At 55.0% G+C, this 20,753-nt stretch carries 16 protein-coding genes; 7 read left to right on the top strand and 9 right to left on the bottom strand.

Features of this window, described 5'->3' with window-relative positions:
* The first annotated feature begins 7 nt into the window (after positions 1-7).
* The 6 genes from B3729_RS22255 to B3729_RS22280 all read left to right on the top strand — a co-directional run bounded on the left by B3729_RS22255 (position 8) and on the right by B3729_RS22280 (position 8,104).
* On the top strand, positions 8-2,230 hold the full coding sequence (locus B3729_RS22255) for a polysaccharide biosynthesis tyrosine autokinase (protein ID WP_010796163.1): 2,223 nt from the start codon (positions 8-10) through the stop codon (positions 2,228-2,230).
* A 195-nt stretch (positions 2,231-2,425) separates the two neighbouring features.
* The gene (locus B3729_RS22260) at positions 2,426-3,301 is read left to right on the top strand and encodes a glycosyltransferase family 2 protein (protein ID WP_122041358.1); all 876 of its coding nucleotides are present in this window, start codon (positions 2,426-2,428) and stop codon (positions 3,299-3,301) included.
* Positions 3,294-4,052, top strand: a complete 759-nt coding sequence (locus tag B3729_RS22265; RefSeq protein ID WP_286789022.1) for a WecB/TagA/CpsF family glycosyltransferase — start codon at positions 3,294-3,296, stop codon at positions 4,050-4,052. The genes B3729_RS22260 and B3729_RS22265 overlap by 8 nt, the downstream gene beginning before the upstream one ends.
* Before the next feature lie 90 nt (positions 4,053-4,142).
* Positions 4,143-5,408, top strand: coding sequence for a hypothetical protein (locus B3729_RS22270; protein WP_232235442.1), 1,266 nt, complete (start codon positions 4,143-4,145; stop codon positions 5,406-5,408).
* Between the two features lie 60 nt (positions 5,409-5,468).
* On the top strand, positions 5,469-6,704 hold the full coding sequence (locus B3729_RS22275; protein ID WP_286789023.1) for a flippase: 1,236 nt from the start codon (positions 5,469-5,471) through the stop codon (positions 6,702-6,704).
* 287 nt (positions 6,705-6,991) lie between these two features.
* Positions 6,992-8,104 carry a polysaccharide biosynthesis/export family protein gene (locus B3729_RS22280; RefSeq protein WP_286789024.1) on the top strand — a complete coding sequence of 371 codons (1,113 nt, stop codon included), beginning with the start codon at positions 6,992-6,994 and terminating at the stop codon, positions 8,102-8,104.
* Between the two features lie 301 nt (positions 8,105-8,405).
* On the opposite strand, the gene B3729_RS22285 is transcribed toward B3729_RS22280, so the two are convergent.
* From B3729_RS22285 to glyA, 9 genes are all read right to left on the bottom strand, one after another.
* Entirely contained in the window at positions 8,406-9,458 is a 1,053-nt protein-coding gene (locus tag B3729_RS22285) for an acyltransferase family protein (RefSeq protein ID WP_010796169.1), read from the bottom strand.
* A gap of 504 nt (positions 9,459-9,962) precedes the next feature.
* A complete protein-coding gene (locus tag B3729_RS22290) occupies positions 9,963-10,259 on the bottom strand; it encodes a YciI family protein (RefSeq protein ID WP_019367267.1) in 297 nt (98 codons plus the stop codon).
* A 105-nt stretch (positions 10,260-10,364) separates the two neighbouring features.
* On the bottom strand, positions 10,365-11,564 hold the full coding sequence (gene fdhA / locus B3729_RS22295; RefSeq protein ID WP_286789025.1) for a formaldehyde dehydrogenase, glutathione-independent: 1,200 nt from the start codon (positions 11,562-11,564) through the stop codon (positions 10,365-10,367).
* A 313-nt stretch (positions 11,565-11,877) separates the two neighbouring features.
* Positions 11,878-12,735, bottom strand: coding sequence for a formyltetrahydrofolate deformylase (gene purU / locus B3729_RS22300; protein ID WP_010796172.1), 858 nt, complete (start codon positions 12,733-12,735; stop codon positions 11,878-11,880).
* Between the two features lie 182 nt (positions 12,736-12,917).
* Positions 12,918-13,550: a sarcosine oxidase subunit gamma gene (locus tag B3729_RS22305; protein ID WP_286789026.1), complete on the bottom strand. Its 633-nt coding sequence runs from the start codon at positions 13,548-13,550 to the stop codon at positions 12,918-12,920.
* Entirely contained in the window at positions 13,543-16,560 is a 3,018-nt protein-coding gene (locus B3729_RS22310) for a sarcosine oxidase subunit alpha (protein ID WP_286789027.1), read from the bottom strand. The genes B3729_RS22305 and B3729_RS22310 overlap by 8 nt, the downstream gene beginning before the upstream one ends.
* Complete coding sequence (locus B3729_RS22315) at positions 16,557-16,880, bottom strand: sarcosine oxidase subunit delta (protein WP_010796175.1); 324 nt, start codon at positions 16,878-16,880, stop codon at positions 16,557-16,559. The genes B3729_RS22310 and B3729_RS22315 overlap by 4 nt, the downstream gene beginning before the upstream one ends.
* Before the next feature lie 12 nt (positions 16,881-16,892).
* Entirely contained in the window at positions 16,893-18,143 is a 1,251-nt protein-coding gene (locus B3729_RS22320; RefSeq protein ID WP_010796176.1) for a sarcosine oxidase subunit beta family protein, read from the bottom strand.
* A gap of 124 nt (positions 18,144-18,267) precedes the next feature.
* Entirely contained in the window at positions 18,268-19,521 is a 1,254-nt protein-coding gene (gene glyA, locus B3729_RS22325) for a serine hydroxymethyltransferase (protein ID WP_010796177.1), read from the bottom strand.
* A 348-nt stretch (positions 19,522-19,869) separates the two neighbouring features.
* Between glyA and B3729_RS22330 the strand changes: the two genes are divergently transcribed.
* Positions 19,870-20,748, top strand: a complete 879-nt coding sequence (locus B3729_RS22330; RefSeq protein ID WP_286789028.1) for a sugar phosphate isomerase/epimerase family protein — start codon at positions 19,870-19,872, stop codon at positions 20,746-20,748.
* Positions 20,749-20,753 lie beyond the last annotated feature (5 nt).

Raw genomic sequence — 20,753 nt, forward strand, 5'->3', positions numbered from 1 at the left:
GAATTTCATGACCACGATGCCTCGTTTTACGGCCACTGAAGTTAAGAACGATACCGATATTAATTTCTCAGCACTGTTTGGAATCCTCGTTGATTACAAATGGCAGCTTCTTTCTATTATCGGTATCTTCACTTTCCTCGGTATTGCTTATGCCATGCTGGCTACGCCCATGTATGCATCCAATGCAATGCTGCAGATCGAAGAAAAGAAAGGTGTAACACGCCTGACTGATCAAACATCCGGCATGCCACCGCCACTTCCGGAGGCAGTGACTGAGATCGAGTTGCTCAAATCCCGTCTGGTGATTGGCAACGCGGTCAAGAATCTGCACCTGGATGTTGTCGTAACGCCCAAGTACTTCCCTATTTTTGGTGGCTATGTCGCTCGTCATTTCAAAGCTGAAAGCGAAGACGAAGTTGCCTCCCCTGTTCTGGGCCTGAACAGCTTTGCCTGGGGCGGTGAGGATGTAGAAGTTGCTGAGCTGCGCGTCCCCGACAGCGCCCAGGACAAGCCTATGACACTGAAAGTCGAAGAAAACCAGAGCTTCACGGTTTTCGATGCCGACAATCAGATTCTGCTGCACGGCACTGTCAACCAGCCTGTCGAGCAGGATGGCTATTTCATCCAGGTCAGCAAGCTGCAAGCACGTCCCGGTACTGAATTCACAGTCATGAAGAAGCGACTGTCCAGAACAATTCAGGAATACCAGGGCCGCATCAGCGCAGGCGAGCGTGGCAAGCAGTCAGGCATTCTGTCCGTTGCCCTGCAGGACTCCGATCCTCTGCGTGCTCAGCGCATTGTTCAAGAAGTGATCGATCTGTACGTTGCTCAGAACATTGACCGCAACGCAGCAGAATCGACTCAGAGCCTTGAGTTCCTGCGTAGCCAGATTCCTTCTGTCAAGAAAGAACTGGAAGACGCGCAGCGTGCGCTGAACGAATATCAGACCAACCGCCGCTCTGTTGATATCGACAGCGAGACCAAGGGTGTTCTGGATCAGATCGTTTCGCTGGATGGCCAGATTTCCGAGCTGAACCTCAAGCGTGTTGAGATGAGCCGCAAGTTCACCACTCAGCACCCGGCATTCCAGGCCGTACTCGGCCAGCTGCGCCAGCTTGAAGTTGAAAAGGACAAGCTTGAGAAGCGCGTAGGCAATCTGCCTTCCACTCAGCAAGAGCTGCTCCGCCTCAAGCGTGACGTTGACGTGACCAGCCAGACCTACACCCTGATGATGAACAAGGTGCAGGAGCTTGATGTTATCCGTGCTGGTACTGTCGGCAGCGTGCGTATCATCGATAATGCAAACGCGAACATTGATGATCCTGCAAGCCCCAACAAGCCGCTGATCGTAGTTGCTGCACTGGTTCTGGGCTGCCTGCTGGGCCTGGCCGTTATCTATACCCGCCATACCCTCAAGCGCGGTATTGAAACACCTGAAGCCATCGAGCAGTTGGGTCTGCCGGTTTATGCTTCGATTCCGTACAGCCGCAACCAGTCCGAATCCGAAAAGCTCTTTGGCCGCGGCTCCCGCAAGATTGGCGAATCGGCGCTGCTGTCCATCGCTCATCCTACGGACCTGAGTACCGAGGCGCTGCGTAGCCTGCGGACCAGCCTGCACTTTGCGATGATCGAGGCTAAGAACAACATTCTGATGATCTCCGGCCCAAGCCCGGATGTCGGTAAGTCCTTCGTTTCGTCCAACCTGGCAGCTGTTATTGCCGAGTCGGGTCAGCGCGTTCTGCTGATCGACGGGGACATGCGCAAGGGCTACATGCACAAGATCTTCAATGTGAAGCAGAAAGACGGTCTATCCGACCTGCTGAGCAATCGCATTGCAATCAACGATGCCATCAAGAAGACCGAAGTCGACATGCTTGATTTCATGTCTTGTGGCCAGTTCCCGCCAAACCCTTCCGAACTGTTGATGAGCCATCGCTTTACCACTGTTCTGAAGCAGCTCGGCGACCTGTATGACATCGTGATCATCGATACTCCGCCGATCCTGGCCGTAACCGAAGCCGCCATCATTGGCGCCCATGTAGGTACCAGCCTGATCGTCGCACGCTTCGGCATGAACAGTGCCAAGGAGCTGGAGGCTACCAAGCGTCGCTTTGATCTCAATGGTGTACCGCTCAAGGGTGTGATCCTGAACGCTGTAGAGCGCAAGGCTTCCAACTATTCCTCTTACGGTAACTATCAGTACGCCTATGAGAGACCAAGCAAGAGCTGAAGCCTGTTATAGGCAGCAGCGCTTGCAAACATGGAATGGGACTAAAAAGCACCATGCATAGCATGAGAAAGCTTCAATTGAACGATGAAGCATAAAAGTCCACAGGTAGGAGCTCTTTTGAGCTCCTACGTTATTTCAAGGCTTTTGACCGTTTCAGATCAGTAAATTGATTTTCTAGGCTAAAGGGATATCGAAATGAACGTTGCAATGGTGCTGAATTACAAGGCTCCGCAAGAAAGCATTTCCTGCGCTGAAAGTATTCTTAATTTTTGTAAGACAATCGACCATGTCGTCCTGATAGATAACGACTCCAAGGACGGCTCTTACGAAACGATGAAACAATGGAAAGAAACCCATAACGTAGACCGGGTTTCCGTTATCGCCAGCCCTGTTAACAGCGGCTATGCCGGTGGTAACAACTTTGGAATGAAATGGGCACGCGAACAGTTCAAGGTTGAGAACTTCTGGATTCTCAACAACGACGCCTATGTTAAAGACGATGCCTTCAAGCCGTTACTGGATAAGATCACGGCTGACAAGAACACCATTGCAGGTTCGGTCATCCTGAGCTCTCAGACAGGAAAGATCGAATGCTATGGCGGCGGGATCATGTACCCTCTGCTAGGCAAGTCCAAGCTTCTCGGCAAAGGGCTTTCCATTGATGAGATCGGCCAGCTCAACCGTGAGCCGGACTACATCATGGGCTGCAGCCTGGCCTTCAACGCCGAGATACTGGATAAGGTTGGCTACATGGACGAATCCTACTTCATGTACTCCGAAGAAGTGGATTGGCAGCACCAGGCGAAAAAGCACGGTATTGCACTGTATGTCGCACCGGATAGCCAGCTCTATCACTATGGCTCAATGAGCTCAGGCGGGAAGTCCGAGTTTTACTACTACTTCCGCAACCGTGCAGCCACTCGCTTCAACAAGAAGTTCTATGGCTCACCGTATGCACTCATGTCTGCGGTTTTACTCTCCGGCATAACCGTGTTGAAGGAATACAAGAGTCCAAAGCTGGCCTGGTCTGGTATCAAGGGCGCGTTCAAAGGGGCAACAATGCATGTCTAATGGAGTAGTAAGCCAGGCATTCGGTATCGACTTTTTCCTGGGCACCAAGGATGAGCTACTGAAGCATATTTCAGCCAGCCTGAAAAAACCTTACACCTATATCGTTACGCCGAACATTGATCACGTTGTCCAGTTCCAGGAAAACGAAAATCTGCAAAAGGCGTATCGCACCGCTGACAAGCGTGTCTGTGATAGCCGTATCCTGTCGCCCTTGCTCAAATCCCTGGGCGTTGAGATCAAGGAAGTGATCACAGGCAGCGACCTTACGGTCTCGCTTCTGAAGAAAGCCGACCAGGAAGACTTGTCCATTACGCTGATTGGCTCGGAAGAAAAGGACGTGGTAAAGCTCAAGGCTTTGTATCCACGTATCCGGCTGAATCACTACAACCCTCCGATGGGCTTTATCAACAAGCCTGACGAAGTGCAGAAGTGCCTCGACTTCATCTATGCCAACCCTTCGGACCTCATTTTTTACGCGGTTGGTGCGCCACGGCAGGAAATGTTGGCCAGCATGATCGATGCTACCAAGCGTACAGGCGTTGGCCTTTGCATCGGGGCCTCGATTTTGTTTGCTACCGGCAGCCTGAAGCGAGCGCCGGTCTGGATGCAGAAAGCCCGTATCGAGTGGCTGCATAGAATGCTATCGGAGCCCCAGCGTCTGGTGCGTCGCTATGTTCATGACGCCACCCATATTCTTCCTATCTATCTCAAAGAAAGATCAGGAAGACGAAGCAGTGAAGAAGTAAATTAATCGATTGCGACTGCATTTTTTGGCCAGTCTGAGGACAGGGAAGACAGCCATGCTGGATGGAATGCAACGTTACGCTGGATGGGAAGCGATATGAGAGCAGTAAGCAAAAGCGGTGCCTACTTCATATTATTAATTTTCGTCTTCGTATTACATTTTGGTATTTTCGAAGAAACCCCCCATAACCCGATTGGCATCTTGTATGTCAGCGAGTTGTATCTGGTTATTTGTCTGGCGTTTACAGCCTTCTATGTACTGGCGTCTGTGGGAAAAGAGCAGAAGGATTTGAAAATCCTTTTAACTTATTGCGCCTACTCGTCGGTTATCTTCATTCTGCTGCCAGCGATTTTCTCGAATCTTTACTATGGGCAACCATTGATATACGGGATTATCGAAGAGCGTCGCATACTGTATTGCTTCACTTTTTCCGTCATGCTTTACCTCGCCCGGAACATGAGTGCTGCCCAATTTGAAAAGGCATTCCTGTTTGTAGGTTTCATGGCGTGCATTCTGGCCTGGATGTTCAAGTTCTCCGTATTGCCGGACCTGCGGGACAAGGTGGCGTCCTTCGACCGGCCAGACCGCTCCTCAATCGGTGCACTGGCGCAGTGCCTGGCTTATTTCTATTGCATTCAGGTATGGAACAAAGGGATATCGCCCATTGATGGCTCGCCCAGGTCCAAGACGCCTTATATTGTGTTCGCCTGTTTCATTTTGCTGACTCTGGTCTTTGCAACACAAACGCGCCAGCTGATCTTCCTGTCCCTTTGCTTCACGCTGCTTTGCCTGAAGAGCAAGTCGGTTATCTGGATCGTGGTATCGGGTATTTTGGTTTCTCCTCTCTACCTGTTCCCGGATCTGCTGAAAGAGCTGGGACTCAATCTTGATTTCTATGCCGAATCGCTCGAAAACGGTCCAACCGATAATGTCCGTGAACAAACCATCGGTTATATCTTCGGCCATTTGCATGCGAATAACTGGTTACCCAGTGGCTCCTTGTCCCTGATGTGGAACAATGGCTTTATCCCTCACTTTGGCGAGTACTTCTTCCTTTCCGACGTTGGGATATTCGGTACGCTGTTCAGATTCGGCTTCCTGGCCTTCCTGATCGTCCCACTGACCCTGTTCTGCTATTACTACTTCGCCAAGCGCTTACACAGGGATACCAGCTTCACCGTTACCGCCCTGCTGGCGTATATGGTGATCTGGCCGCTTCAGGGTATCTTCGAATATATGCAGGCAACGATTGCGTTCCTGCTCGTGATCCAGGCACTCAAGGCCTACCACCGAAACGTGGAGAGCCCAGCGCTGGATTCGTATGTTGAAGAACACCCACTGATGCAGCCCAGCTTTAGATAGCCCCCTCCCCTGCATGTCTGTCCGACCAGGGCAGACATGCCTTTCTGCAAAAGAGCCCCCATGACAATGCTGAAAAACAGCACCTGGAATATTCTGGGTGTAGTCATTCCAAGCCTTATCGCACTCTCTACCATGGGTGTTCTTTCTCGAAAGTTAGGTATCGAGCAATTCGGCCTGTTTACACTGGCGTTTGCTATTGTCGGTTATGCCACTATTTTTGACGCGGGACTCACACGCGCCGTCATACGAGCCGTGGCCATGCATCATGGCAATGTCGAAAAGAATAAATCCGTTATCGCGACCGCTACCTATGCTGTGGTCGGTCTGAGCGCACTCGCGGTGCTCTTGTTATGGCTGGGCGCAGGAGAACTCGTTTCCCTGCTACACGTTTCGGCAGAAAACGTTGACGTTGCGGTGGCTGGCTTCAAGTGGCTAAGCCTTTCGATACCGCCCTTTCTACTCACCATGATCTGGTTTTCCTATCTGGAAGGAAACGAACGGTTTGCAGAATTCAACCTGTTACGCACCATCACCAACTCCATTCTGGCTGTTTCCCCCCTGGTAGCCGTGCTGGTCGATGAGTCTTTTACCGCGACGGCAATAGGGCTTGTCATCGCCCGCCTTATTTCGATGGCCGTGGCGTTCATTCCATGTTGGCGAGAATTTCCGCCGGGCTTTTACCGATTTGAAAAGAGCGTTTTCAAGGAACTCTTCGCGTTTGGCAGCTGGATGACTGTGAGCAATATCATCAGCCCTGTCATGGTGTATTTTGATCGTTTTATCCTGTCCAACATGGTCGGAGCCCAGCGCGTTTCCTTTTACACCGCGCCCTCTGAAGCCATCTCACGCATGCTGATCATTCCCAATGCTGTCGCTCGGGTTATCTTCCCGCTTCTGAGCAAGCGTTCGGCGGATGCGACTGCTCAGGCCAATCGAGCGTTCTGGGCCCTGCTCGCCGCCTGTGTAGTCATGGTGCTACCTCTATTCATACTCGCCCCCATGGTCATGACTTTATGGATGGGACCGGAATATGGTCAGGAAGGCGCGCAGGTTCTGCGTATTCTCCTGATTGGCTTCATCTTTAACGCGCTGGCACAGATTCCCTTTGCGAAAATCCAGGCGAAGGGCCATTCGAAGATCACCGCTTTTATCCATCTGGCTGAGCTTTTGCCTTATATAGGCTTGCTGGTCGTGTGCATACACCTATTTTCTCTTCAGGGAGCTGCCATTGCCTGGTCGATCAGGGTGGCTGTTGACTTCATTGCTCTGGAAGTTATGTCACGAAAAATCAGCTAATGGCTTATTGACATATAACGTCAGGATAAAGCCAAAAATTGGATCGATTTACTTTTAAAAAGAGTGTTTCCGCAAAAGTGAACTAATTTTTTAAGCTTCTGTCACAGCCTGCGCTGATATGTATGGTTTGGTTGGATACGGAGCTGTTACGAATTATCCAGCGCCAGGCGCGCCACAGGCCTACATGATTCATAAAGTTTCTTATGCCCAAACACGTTCTGACGCTTATAAATCGATCGATACGAAGTTTTTAAAAACTTTTTTACAGCGATCAAGGAAGAAAATAGATGAAACGTACCTTTACCCTTGCACTACTTTCTACCCTGCTTCTGCAGGGCTGCGTATGGTCTCCAGGCCAATACCTGCACCGGGACGATTTGAAGACCAACGGCTCCATTGAGGGGACAAAGGTTGAGCTGATTCCTATCACATCGGCTTATTTGAAAAGTCATGACTCTGTTAACCCGACTGCAGATACTGGGAACTGGCAGGAACTGCTCAAGTATCATCCAGCGGCTTATCGTGTAGGCAAGGCGGACCTGCTGTATATCACTGTATGGGATCACCCCGAGCTAACCGCTCCTTCTGGTGCCCAACAGCAGATCGAGGCGAACGGTCGACTGGTACGTCCTGACGGTACTATTTTCTATCCGTACGTTGGTACCCTGACAGCAGAAGGCAAGACGCTTGAGGAGATCCGTAAGGTCATCTCGACTCGTCTGGCGGCCTTTATCGACAATCCTCAGGTCGACGTGAGCGTCCTGCGCTTTGGCAGTCAGAAAGTCACCTTGTCAGGTGCCTTTACCAAGGGCGACTCCATTCCGCTGACAACTGTGCCGATGACCTTGGTTGAAGCACTGGGCCAGGCAGGCGTTGACACCCAGACAGCTGACCTGAGCGGCCTGACCCTGGTACGTGACGGCAAGGAGTACCGCCTGGATGCCGACACCCTGAACCGTAAGGACTCCAAGCTGTACGGCGTATACCTCAAGGATGGCGATAGCATCCACCTACCCTACAACGATAACCGCAAGGTTTACGTGATGGGTGAAGTGGTAAGCCCGCTGGCAGCCAACTTCAAGACCACTAGCCTGACGCTAATGGACGCACTCGGCCAGGCAGGCGGCCTGAACCAGGAAACTGCCGATGCGGATGAAGTGTATGTAATCCGTGGTCCGGAGAATTTTAATTCTTCCCCAACTGCGAAGGCTCAAGTGTTCCACCTGAGTGCTTCCTCGCCGACCGCTTTCGTTCTGGCACAGCACTTTGCACTACAGCCGCAAGACGTTGTATTCGTAGGTCCTGCCGGAATCACCCGCTGGAACCGCTTCGTCAGCCAGCTGCTGGGCTCTTCAAACGTGCTTAGCTCCACCGCAAACGCCAAACAGAACTTCAACTAAGAAGCCTTCTGGACGATCAAAAAGCCCTTCGTTTGAAGGGCTTTTTTATGCCTTAATAAATTCCTCGGAACCGCCTTACTGCTACTGGAGGCTCCCTTACAGGTATTAATGCTCAAGACAGGCTTGGCTGAACCTTTAGCCATAGCTGCTACATATGTACTTACAATAACTACCTGCAGCACTCAGCCGATACCGGGTCAAGTCAAGACGCGGCACTCTGCGAAGGGATCTTTATAACGAAGTTATTTGGCAGGCATAAAAAAGCCCAACGTTAGTGTTGGGCTTTTTGCTATTACATGCCTTAACTAAGCGAGACTTTTTCCTGCAACTTCATTGCAGGCTTCTTCTTTGACTGTATACCAAAGAACGCTAAATTAAGCAGACTAAAGCGACCGACTGCCTTCTTAAGGGCTACTGGCAGGATAAGCCCCAGAATCATACTAACGGTAAAGGTAATCCATACATCATGGATTGCCAGTTTGTTCAGTACGATACGGCTGCCCGCCGTTCCAAATACATGGAATAGGTAGATTTCAAAAGAGAAATACCCCAGCCACGCCAACGGTTTGAAATAGACCCGGCGGGTAATGATCATGTAAATGGCCGTAATCCCTAGAGCCGTCCCTATGTAATCCATTCCACGATCACTGATGGAGAGTTGATTCCACAGATAGGCCTGATCAATGACAACCAATGCCGCCAGCACGACGCCAATCACTAGCTGTTTTGAAGCGGTATTCAACTGGTCGGAGAAGCGATAAAGCCCCAGCCCCAACAGGAAGAAGGGCAGCAATTGGATGGCCTTGTACAGGCAGAAGAAGTCCGGGAATACTTCGTAGTGCAAGGAGCCCACCAGGGCGATACACATGATGATCAAGTAATTCCTGAGAGAGGACAGCAGGCTGAACTTCTCCATCAAGGCAATCATGACAAAGATGCAGAAGATGGACTGCAGGAACCAGAAATGGGCATAACTGAAGAAATAGATACCGAATACATCGCTCCATTCCGGCTTCGTATTGGTGTTGGGCACCAACGCTTGCGAGATGAAGAAGAGCGTTGAGACAACGATCATCGGGATCAGAATCCGGCGAAACTTGCCCTGGTAGAAACGCGGCAGGGAGCTTGCGGAAGTAACGGGTCTCAGGGCATATACATACCCGGAGATGGCCGTGAAGAGCGGCATGCGAATGTAAACAAGCGAGTCGTAGAGATAACGGAGGAATGAGTCATCTGCGACTTTCATTCCCTGATCACCCGAACTGCCAATAACGTGACCGGCTACCATTAAAAATAGCGCCAACCCCCTGATCGTTTCGATCCTTAAATCTTTTTCGGGTTTGGTAGTGCTCATTAGGCGCCCTTCCTTAAATCAATACATATGATATCGCTCGGATATCGACCACTATTAATCTACTGACCTGAGAGGATAGGCCACAGAAAGCCCTCCATTTTTATATTCACTCAATACTTGGCTTGTATTTGAACTGAATCACTTTCTAACTGCCATATGCTGACTAATGTGCAGCTTTTAAGCTCGGAAGGATGCAGTAGTTTTCAATTAATATTGCGTCTCTTCATTGAAAACCTGTGAAATAGAGCTCGCCAGGTCGCTCAATTATCTTTTGTATCTGCCAGTGTCAAACTAAGCGACATATCGATATCGTATTGATATCAGACTTCAGCGAACTCAAGCAGGATAAGGACAGATCAATACCCTTATTGTTCGGGTTTATATATTTTTTTTGAGTGAAACTCATTACAAATAGATAAACGGGACTGTTTTGATGGCGGGCGTATCTGCAACGGTCCGCATTTTAGCCGCATGCCGTGACAGATACGCTATGAGCATTATGCGTTAGACGAATGCTTTACCGTCCAGGACTGCTTTACGCCACCGCACGATATTGACCTTTTCTGGCAGGCCAACCTGGCTGAAGGGATCCTGTGCCAAAAAGGCCTCGGCTTCTTCGCGGGTTTCGACATCCACGATGTAGACACTTCCGCTGGCGTTTGCCCCTTCGTCGTCAAGCTTGGCTCCACAGGCGAGCAGCTTGCTGGCATTTTCACGGAGGAAATCCAGATGGGCAGGACGGTTGTCCTGGCGCAGCTGGGTAGTGTTGGGCTTGTCCCAGGTTTCGATCAAAAAAGGCATGGCGTTTTCCTTGGTTGATAGCGTCTCCCTAGCATACCTGTATGACCAGGCCCTGGGTAAAGCGTATCGATCAAGGAGGCATGTCCTTATGCCTCGCCAACCGCGTTATGCCGCGCGGAACAAAGCGTGCGGATCAATCACAAACTTCTTGGGTACGCCCGCATCAAATTCGCTATAGCCCTTGGGTGCATCATCCAGGGTGATAACGTCGACACCTACAATGTCAGCAATCTTAATGCGGTCCCACATGATGGCTTGCATCAGCTGTCGGTTGTACTTCATGACAGGCGTTTGCCCGGTATGGAAGCTGTGAGATTTAGCCCAGCCGAGGCCGAAGCGAATGCTTAGGCTACCCTGTTTGGCCGCCTGGTCAGCTGCGCCGGGATCTTCCGTCACGTAGAGGCCTGGAATCCCGATCTTGCCGGCGACACGTGTAACACCCATCAGTGAGTTAAGGACTGTGGCAGGTGCTTCGTGCTGTGATCCGGAGTGACCATGGCCGCGGGCTTCGAAACCGACCGCATCCACGGCGCAATCCACCTCCGGCTCGCCTAGAAGTGCCGCAATTTGTTCATGTAGGGGCGTGTCTTGGGACAAGTCAGCAATTTCAAACCCTTGTGCTTTGGCATGAGCCAGACGTACCGGATTGACGTCACCCACGATGACGACCGCAGCGCCCAACAGGCGCGCTGAAGCAGCGGCGGCTAGGCCGACAGGACCTGCGCCGGCGATATAAACGGTACTACCCGGTCCGACGCCCGCCGTGACGGCTCCGTGGTAGCCGGTGGGCAGAATGTCTGAGAGGCAGGTCAGATCGCGGATCTTTTCCATGGCCCGATCCCGGTCAGGCAGCTTGAGCAGGTTGAAATCGGCATAGGGCACCATGACATATTCCGCCTGGCCACCGCCCCATCCACCCATGTCGACATAGCCATAGGCACCGCCAGCGCGGGAGGGATTTACCGACAGGCAGACGCCGGTGTGTTGCTCTTTGCAGGTACGGCAGCGGCCACAGGCTACGTTGAAGGGGACGGAGACCAGATCCCCTACTTTGAGGTTTTCCACCCCTTTGCCCGCCTCGATGACTTCTCCTGTGATTTCATGGCCCAGTACGAGACCCTCGGGGGCTGTAGTACGGCCACGCACCATGTGCTGGTCGGAGCCACAGATGTTGGTGGAGACGACTCGCAGGATCACACCGTGGTCGATTTGACGTCCCTGGGGCGTTTCCATTTTGGGGAAGGGAATGTTCTGTACTTCGACTTTTCCAGCGCCCAGGTAGACGACGCCTCGATTGCCTGACATACGCGTTTCCTCTTGTTGTTGTAGTAAGCCCATGAGCGGGCATTGGTTCATGAAAAGCGATACAACAGTGAATGCTATGGGGTAGCGCTACGCTTAAGCCCTTCTGCGACGGGCATTCTGAGCGTAGAAAACGTGAACCGAACGTCAATGAAAGCGTGCGGTGAGCGCACGGAAAGCGGCAGGTTCTGCTTTTATAATTGGACTATCCTTGATGGATATCGCCTTGCTCAACCCATCCCGTACGCCTCAATTCATCGCGCGACCAGAGCTTTCCTAAACCTCCCGAAAAATTTATGAGTGACATGAGGCGCGGCTATAGCACCACCGTCCGGTTGGCATTCAGGAAGACGCGGCGCTCCAAGTGATATCCCACGGCTCGGGCCAAGGTCAGGCATTCGATGTCTCGGCCTTTGGCTACAAGGTCTTCTGGATAATACGCATGATCCACACTCTCTACGCCCTGCGCGATGATTGGCCCTTCGTCGAGGTCATTATTGACGTAATGGGCGGTGGCACCGACCAGCTTTACCCCCTTCTGATAGGCCTGATGGTAAGGCTTGGCGCCCTTGAAGCCTGGCAATAGGGAGTGATGGATGTTAATTGCCCAGCCATCGAGACGACGGCACAACTCGGGCGAAAGCACCTGCATGTAGCGTGCAAGCACGACCAGTTCCGCCTGGGTATCCTGCAGCACTTGCCAGACTCGTGCTTCCTGAGCAGGTTTGTCGTGGGGGTCCAGCGGAAAGTGGTGGTAGGGAATGCCATGCCAGCGGGCCAGGGGTTCAAGGTCAGGGTGATTGGAAATCACTGCGACCACATCCATCGGTAATTGGCCGATGCGCTGGCGATAGAGCAAGTCGTTCAGGCAATGATCGGCTTTAGAGACCATGATCACCACCTTTGGGCGGTAGCCTGGCGCGGTCAGCTCCATTTGCATGTCGAACGGTCCCAAGGCATCGGCAAGACCGGCACGAAAAGCAGTCTCGTCGAAGGCAGTCGGCGCCTTGAACTCCACGCGGATAAAAAAGCGCGCGGCCAAGCGGTCATCAAAGGAGTGATGCTCGGTGACGTAGCACTGCTGCTCGAACAGAAAGCGGGTCACGACGTCCACGGTCCCCAGTCGGCTTGGGCTCTGGGCAGTGAGAATCCAGGTATCGGGGGTGCGGCTCATGGATAGCTACCGAATAGGTTGGATGTTGTGGGTTAAATAACCTGGGGCCAGGGACATAGGTATCGCTGCGCCCCACGCACATTACTGATCAAATGTATACGTTTAACCTGTGGTATCCAGCCAAATGGTTAGTTCGCGGAAGGATGGAATCGATACGCACAACCCATCCTGTCCGTACGCGGTCAGTTGGCGATGGCCAATTCGTATTCGGCGCTGGCGTCCTGCAACCAGAGCCAGATGTAGTCGGCAAAACTGCGGCGAACCACCAGCTCCCACGTCTCCTCACCGGTGTGACGGATAACCAGCTGGGATTTGGCAAATACCGTCCCGACCGCCTTGCCTACCGGAAATTGACTAGGGTGGACATCGTAGGATGTAGACTTCATCAGGACGTTGCGTACATTCGGTCCTGTCAGCTCATACAGGGTCTGGCCACCGCTGACATTGACGATGGAAATATGCCGATCGCCGATCGCCTCACGTAGGCTCAGTTCGGTGGAGTACTCCTCGCCCTGCGGAACGATCAGGAGCCACTCATCCGGCCCCAGCCATTGCAGGGAGGTTTCACCTTTCACAGTCAAGCCCAGGGCGGCGGGCAACTCCAAACCCAGTACGGATTCGACCGCACCGGTAAAGCCGGTATCGCTGGCCTCTCCCCGCAGGACCAAATGGCCCCGCAGCTTTTTCTCGCGCAAGGTCACACCCGCGCTGCCGACGCTCCGGCCCACCAGCTTGTCGAGCTCAGCATGAAACAAGGGGGATTCGGCGCGTGCAGGTCCGGCGGGACGCTGCTGATAAACGTTCACGTTAGACATGCTGACGCTCCCCTTTCGGATCATAGAACACGGAAGAAACGATTTCGGCTTCGACGAACGTGCCATCCCTGAGCGCGGCATAAACCTTTTGTCCCATCTTGCCCAAGCCACCCCTTACAACGGCCAAGGCGAAGCCAAAGCCCATCGAGGCGCTGTAATAGCTGGAGGTGACGTGCCCCACCATGGTCATTGGAATCGACTGCTGAGTGTTGAACACCAGCTGTGCGCCTTCCGGTAGAACCGCCTTGGGATTGACTGGCTTGAGGCCCACCAGCTGCTTGCGGTCTGCTTTAAGGCAATCCTGCCGGTTCATGCCGCGTTTGCCGATAAAGGAGAACGGTTTGTTCATGCTGACGGCCCAGCCCATGCCCAAGTCCTGTGGGGTGACGGAGCCATCGGTATCCTGACCAACGATAATGAACCCCTTCTCGGCCCGCAGCACGTGCATGGTTTCGGTGCCGTAGGGCGTTAGGCCGTACTTCTTGCCGGTCTCTATCAGCTGCTCCCATACGCCCATCGCATAATCGGCCTGGACGTTAATCTCGTAAGACAGCTCGCCGGTAAAGGAGATGCGGAACACCCGAGCCGGTACGCCGCCCACGGTGCCTTCCTTCCAGCTCATGAAGGGGAACGCATCCTTGTCCAGATCGATGTCGGTCAGCTCGGCGAGCAGGTTACGGCTTTCCGGACCAGACAGGGTCATGGTCGCCCAATGGTCGGTTACTGAGGTGAAATACACCTTGAGGTCCGGCCATTCGGTCTGATGGTAGAGTTCCAGCCACTCAAGGATACGCGCGGCGCCACCGGTCGTGGTGGTCATCAGGAAATGATTGTCGGCCAGGCAGGCCGTGACGCCATCGTCCATGACCATGCCGTCTTCCTTGCACATCAGGCCGTAACGGGCCTTACCGACCTCCAGCTTGGTCCAGGCATTGGTATAGACGCGATTGAGAAACTCACGGGCGTCCGGGCCCTGAATATCGATCTTGCCGAGGGTCGAGGCATCAAGGATGCCGACTTTCTCGCGCACGGCCTTGCACTCACGGGCCACGGCGGCATGCAGGTCCTCTCCGGCCTTGGGGAAGTACCAGGGGCGCTTCCACTGACCGACATCTTCAAACAAGGCACCCTGCTTGACGTGCCAGCCATGAAGCGCGGTGAAACGTACCGGCTCCATGAGATGGCCGCAGTGGCGACCAGCGACGGCACCGAACGTGACCGGTGTGTAGTTAGGGCGAAACATGGTGGTGCCGACTTCGGGAATCGCCTTGTTTTGTACACGGGCAGCGATGGCGAGGCCGTTGATGTTGCCCAGCTTGCCCTGGTCGGTGCCAAAACCCAGGGCGGTGTAGCGCTTGACGTGCTCGATAGACTCGAACCCCTCACGGCACGCCAGCTCGATACCCGCTGCCGTCACGTCATTTTGCAGATCGACGAACTGCTTGGGTGCGCGGGCCGTGGATTTTTCGTGAGGCACCTGAAAGAGCGCCAGCGAAGGCTCTTCGAAGCGGTGCTCCGCCCGGGGCACTTCGCCGGCTACCGGCTTCAAACCCGCCTCGCCAGCAGCAGTGGCGCCCGCCTCAAAGCCATCGGCCAGCACATCGCCCAGGGCGAACACGCCGTTCACGGCGCCAGCACAGACGCGCTTTTGCGGAGCCGGGCCCGGCACAAACGCCTGGATATCCTCGCGCCACAAGGGACGCCCGCCCAGGTGAGATGCCAGGTGTACCACAGGGCTGTAACCACCGGACGTGGCGATCAGGTCGCAGCTCAGCCACTCGCCGGGACTGGTAGTACGGAACCCCTTGATGTCGATGGCGACGACACGCGCGCCGGTCACCCGCGTTGAGCCACGGGCTTCGGTAACCGCTGCGCCGGTCAAGACGCGAATCCCCTTCGCCCTCGCCTCTTCAACCCAGGCCCCACGCGGATTTTGACGTGCATCGGCGATGGCAACGACTTCACGCCCTGCTTCCAGCCAGTCCAGCGCGACACGGTAGGCATAATCATTGTTGGTGGACAGCACCAGCTTTTGTCCCGGTGCTACCCCATAGCGACGCACATATGTGGAGACGGCACCCGCCACCAAGTTTCCGGGCAGGTCGTTGTTGGCGTATACCAATGGGCGCTCATGGGCGCCACTCGCCAGAACGACACGCTTGGCGCGGACACGGTGCACTCGGTGGCGCACCTGTCCCATCGGGGCCTTTTCACCGAGATGATCGGTAAGACGCTGATGGATGGTCAGAAAATTGTGATCGTGATAGCCGTTGACGGTCGCCCGAGACAGCAGGGTCACGTCGGGGGTGGCTTCCAGCTCCGCGATGGCCTTGGCAACCCAATCGGCGGCGGGCTGGCCATCCAATAGCTCACACGTGTCGAGCAGGCTGCCGCCAAACTCTTCCTGCTCGTCAGCCAGGATGACACGCGCCCCACTGCGGGCAGCCGCCAGGGCGGCAGCCAGACCGGCCGGTCCGGCACCGACCACCAGCACATCGCAGTGCTGGTTCATGTGATCGTAGCTGTCCGGGTCGACTTCGGTCGGCACACGACCCAGCCCCGCCGCCTTGCGGATGTACTTCTCATACGTCAGCCACAGGTTTTGCGGGTACATGAACGTCTTGTAGTAGAAGCCGGGCGGCATCATCTTGCCGCCGACCTTGCCAAGAATGCCCATCAGGTCATTGTTCACGCTCGGCCAACCGTTGGTGCTGGCGGCCACCAGCTCTGCGTAGAGGGGCTGTTGGGTAGCACGCACGTTGGGAATCTGCGTGGCCTCGGTGGAGCCGATCTGCATGATGGCATTGGGCTCTTCAGCCCCAGCGGCCACGATGCCGCGCGGGCGGGAATATTTGAAGCTGCGCCCGATGACATCGACACCATTGGCCAGCAGCGCCGACGCCAGCGTATCGCCGACAAAGCCCTGGTAGCGCTGACCATTGAAGGTAAAGGTCAACGGCTGACGGCGATCGATCCGACCACCGTGGGTAAGGCGATTGACCTGACTCATACGGTTTCTCCTTCGATAGCCTTGGCCACTACGACCGGCTTGCCGTTTACCTGCGGTTGCTCGCCAATCTTGTACGTTTCGAGAATTTCGTAGGTTTCCGTATTGCGGGTCACGTTGAAATAGTGACGGCACCCGGTGGCATGGACCCATAGTTCATGGTGGATGCCCCGCGGGTTATCGCGAAAGAACATGTAGTCGCCCCACTCCGCATCGGTGCAGTTGTCCGGGTCCAGCGGGCGCGGGATATGCGCCTGGCCTGCCGCATGGAATTCCTCTTCGGAGCGCAGTTCCCCACAATGAGGGCAATGGATGTGCAACATGATCAGGGCTCCTTAGTGCGCGACAGCCGCCGCGCCATGCTCGTCGATGAGCGCGCCGGTATGGAAACGGTCGATGGAGAACGGAACCGCCAATGGGTGCATTTCCCCTTTGGCGAGCGAAGCAGCAAAGACGTTGCCGGAGCCGGGAGTGGCTTTGAATCCACCAGTGCCCCAGCCGCAATTGAAAAACAGGTTTTCTACCGGTGTCTTGGAAATGATTGGACAGGCGTCGGGCGTGGTATCGACGATGCCGCCCCACTGGCGATTCATCCGTACGCGAGAGAGAATCGGGAACATCTCGACGATGGCTTGCAGGGTGTGCTCGATGACCGGGTACGAGCCGCGCTGACCATAGCCGACATAGCTGTCGATACCGGCGCCGATCACCAGATCGCCTTTATCCGACTGGCTGATATAGCCATGCACTGCATTGGACATGATCACGCTGTCGATCACCGGCTTGAGCGGCTCGGACACCAGCGCTTGCAAGGGGTGGGATTCCACCGGCAAGCGAAAACCGGCCAGCTTGGCCATATGACCCGAATTACCGGCCGTCACGACACCGACGCGCCGGGCCCCAATAAAGCCCTTGTTGGTCTCGACGCCAACGACTGCGCCATTTTCCTTACGGAAGCCAACGACCTCAGTGTTTTGAATCAGGTCCACGCCCAGCGCATCGGCTGCACGGGCGAAACCCCAGGCTACCGCATCGTGACGGGCTACCCCGCCCCGGCGTTGTACCGTCGCGCCCATGATCGGATAACGAGTGCTCTTGCTACAGTCGAGGTAAGGCACCTCTTCGGCCACCTGCCTGGCGTCGAGCAGTTCGCCGTCTACGCCATTCAGGCGGTTGGCACTGACGCGGCGCTCGGCTTCGCGCATGTCCTGCAACGTATGGCACAGGTTGTAGACGCCGCGCTGCGAAAACATGACGTTATAGTTCAGGTCCTGCGAGAGCCCTTCCCATAGCTTCATCGCATGCTCATACAAGTGAGCCGATTCATCCCACAGGTAGTTGGACCGTACGATGGTGGTGTTGCGCGCCGTATTGCCACCGCCCAGCCAGCCTTTTTCGATGACCGCGACGTTTTTGACGCCATGCTCCTTGGCCAGATAATAGGCCGTTGCCAGACCATGACCACCGCCGCCCACGACAATTACGTCATACACCGGCTTGGGGGTTGGCGTGCGCCACATGCGCTGCCAGTTTTCATGATGGCTTAGGGAATGCTTGAAAAGGCCGAAACCGGAATAGCGCTGCATCTGTTTGACTCCTGAACCTGTCCCCACGCATGAATGAGGATTTTCGTAGGGTGGCCTATGACTAGCTGACTCAATCGAACAGGGGTGGGTTACGCGCCTGCCAACCCACCTTATGAAGGGCTAATTAGCGGTAGACGGGATAATCTGCGCAGAGCCCGGCCACACGTTCGGCCACATGCGCCTCCACATCGGCATCGCCCAAGTGATCAAGGATGTCGCAGATCCACCCGGCCAGCTCCTGACACTGGGCCACGCCCAGACCACGCGTGGTCACAGCCGGGGTGCCGATTCGCAGGCCGGAGGTCACGAAGGGCGACTGAGGATCATTGGGCACGGCGTTCTTGTTGACCGTGATACCGGCGCGCCCCAGGGCGGCGTCGGCATCCTTGCCCGTGATGCCCTGTTTGATCAGGCTGACCAGGAACAGATGGTTGTCTGTCCCACCGGAGACCACGTCGTAGCCGCGCTTGATGAACACCGCAGCCATGGCCTGGGCGTTGTGGATGACCTGCTGCTGATAAGTCTTGAAGCCGGGTTCCAGGGCTTCCTTGAAGCACACCGCCTTGGCTGCAATCACGTGCATCAGAGGCCCGCCCTGCCCCCCTGGGAAAACGGCGGAATTGAGCTTTTTCTCCAATTCCTCGTTGGCCTTCGCCAAGATCAGCCCACCGCGGGGGCCACGCAGGGTCTTGTGGGTGGTGGTGGTGACCACATCGGCAAACGGAAGGGGATTAGGATACAGGCCTGCCGCAACCAGCCCCGCCACGTGAGCCATGTCGACGAACAGATAGGCACCGACTTTGTCGGCAATCTCACGGAAGCGCGGGAAGTCGAGCGTTTTCGAATAGGCCGAAAAACCGGCAATGATCATTTTCGGCTGATGTTCTACGGCCAACCGCTCGACCTCGTCATAGTCGATCAGGCCCGTTGCGGGATTCAGCCCATATTGCACCGCGTTGTAGAGCTTGCCGGAAAAGCTGACCTTGGCACCATGGGTCAGATGTCCCCCATGAGCCAGACTCATGCCCAGCACTGTGTCACCTGCTTGCAGCAAAGCCAGGAAGACCGCTGCGTTAGCCTGCGAGCCGGAGTGCGGCTGGACGTTGGCGTAGTCGGCGCCAAACAGCTGCTTGGCCCGCTCGATGGCCAACTGCTCGACCTTATCGACGAACTCGCAACCGCCGTAGTAGCGCTTGCCCGGATAGCCCTCGGCATATTTGTTGGTCAGCCCGCTGCCCTGCGCCTCCATTACCCGTTGGCTGGTGTAGTTCTCCGAGGCGATCAATTCGAGGTGAGCTTCCTGGCGACGCTCCTCTTCGCTCATCGCAGCGAACAAGGCGTCGTCGTAACCCTGGATGCGGTCTTGCTTGGTAAACATCGCGTCTCTCCTGCAGCGCAGCGGAAGGCCGGCATGGCCGTCAATGGGCTGATCCTTGAGAGCGATGGTAGGACCGAGGCTGCGTATCAGAATGCCTGTTCACGCCACAAGGCGGTGCGTTTGCGACATCGCCCTCGCATCCATGCGCCAGACAAGTCGGCTGCATCGAACAGGCCGTCGATCACAGGTGCACAGGCAGGCATACATAAGAATGGCGCCATTGGTCTCTTGTCGCCTGTGAGTCAGGAACCCCGGCATGCCCTTACGGCTCACACCAGAACGGTGCCGATCTGGCTAAAACCCTTATGCCAGAGCGGATGCATTTATCCTGTGATCGTGTGAGGCCTTATGACCACACCCCGCTTCGCCATCAGTCAACTCACCACCACACCCTGGCCACTCACACGTGACCTGGAGCTGTTTGCCCATCTCAACGCCGACATCGAGCTGGCGGAAATGAAGTTCGACAAGGACGACGGCAAGCTCGCCGAACAATTCGCTCAGTTGAATGCGCATGGGTTAAGGACCGTCTCGCTGCAGCCTGAAGTCCGTACGATTTATCCGGCGACCAGTGCACTCGAACCGGCTGATCCTGCTGAACGTACGGCCCTGATCAAGGCTACGATTGATCGCTTCGCCCCCTTCTGCACAGGCATTCCGGTCATTACCAATACCGGCGCGCTCGGCCAGAGCGGCAACGAGGCGGAAGTCTGGGAGGGCTGCATAAAGCACTACCGCGAACTGGCCGATCACGCCGCGGACAAAGGGTTGAGCATTGCCATCGAGCCGCTTAGCCCGCCCATGATGAGCCGCGACAGCATTCTCTATACCTTCATGCAGGGGTATGAGCTGGTGCAGGCGGTGGCACGAGAGAATGTAGGGCTGTGCCTGGACCTGTATAACAGCTGGCAGGATGCAGACCTCACCGACGTCATTCGACTGGCAAGTGACCGAATTTTTCTGACCCAGCTTTCCGACTGGCAGCGCCCGCGGTCCTATTTTGATCGTCGTACCCTGGGCGATGGCATCATTCCGGTCAATCGCCTGCTTGCTGCCGTGAATGAAACCGGCTACGACGGGCCCTACGTTCTGGAAATTTTCTCGTCTGATGTACCCGGCGCGCTCTGGGAAGACGATGACGCGCTTGAGCAGGCCATTCTTCGCAGCAAGGCCCGCTTCGAAGAAGCCTGGGCCACAGGAGATGCGTTGGCTAATCTGGGCATCTAGAAACC

It is taken from the genome of Pseudomonas sp. UBA3149, assembly GCF_002364655.1.
GTDB classification, from domain to species: Bacteria; Pseudomonadota; Gammaproteobacteria; order Pseudomonadales; family Pseudomonadaceae; genus Chryseomonas; species Chryseomonas luteola.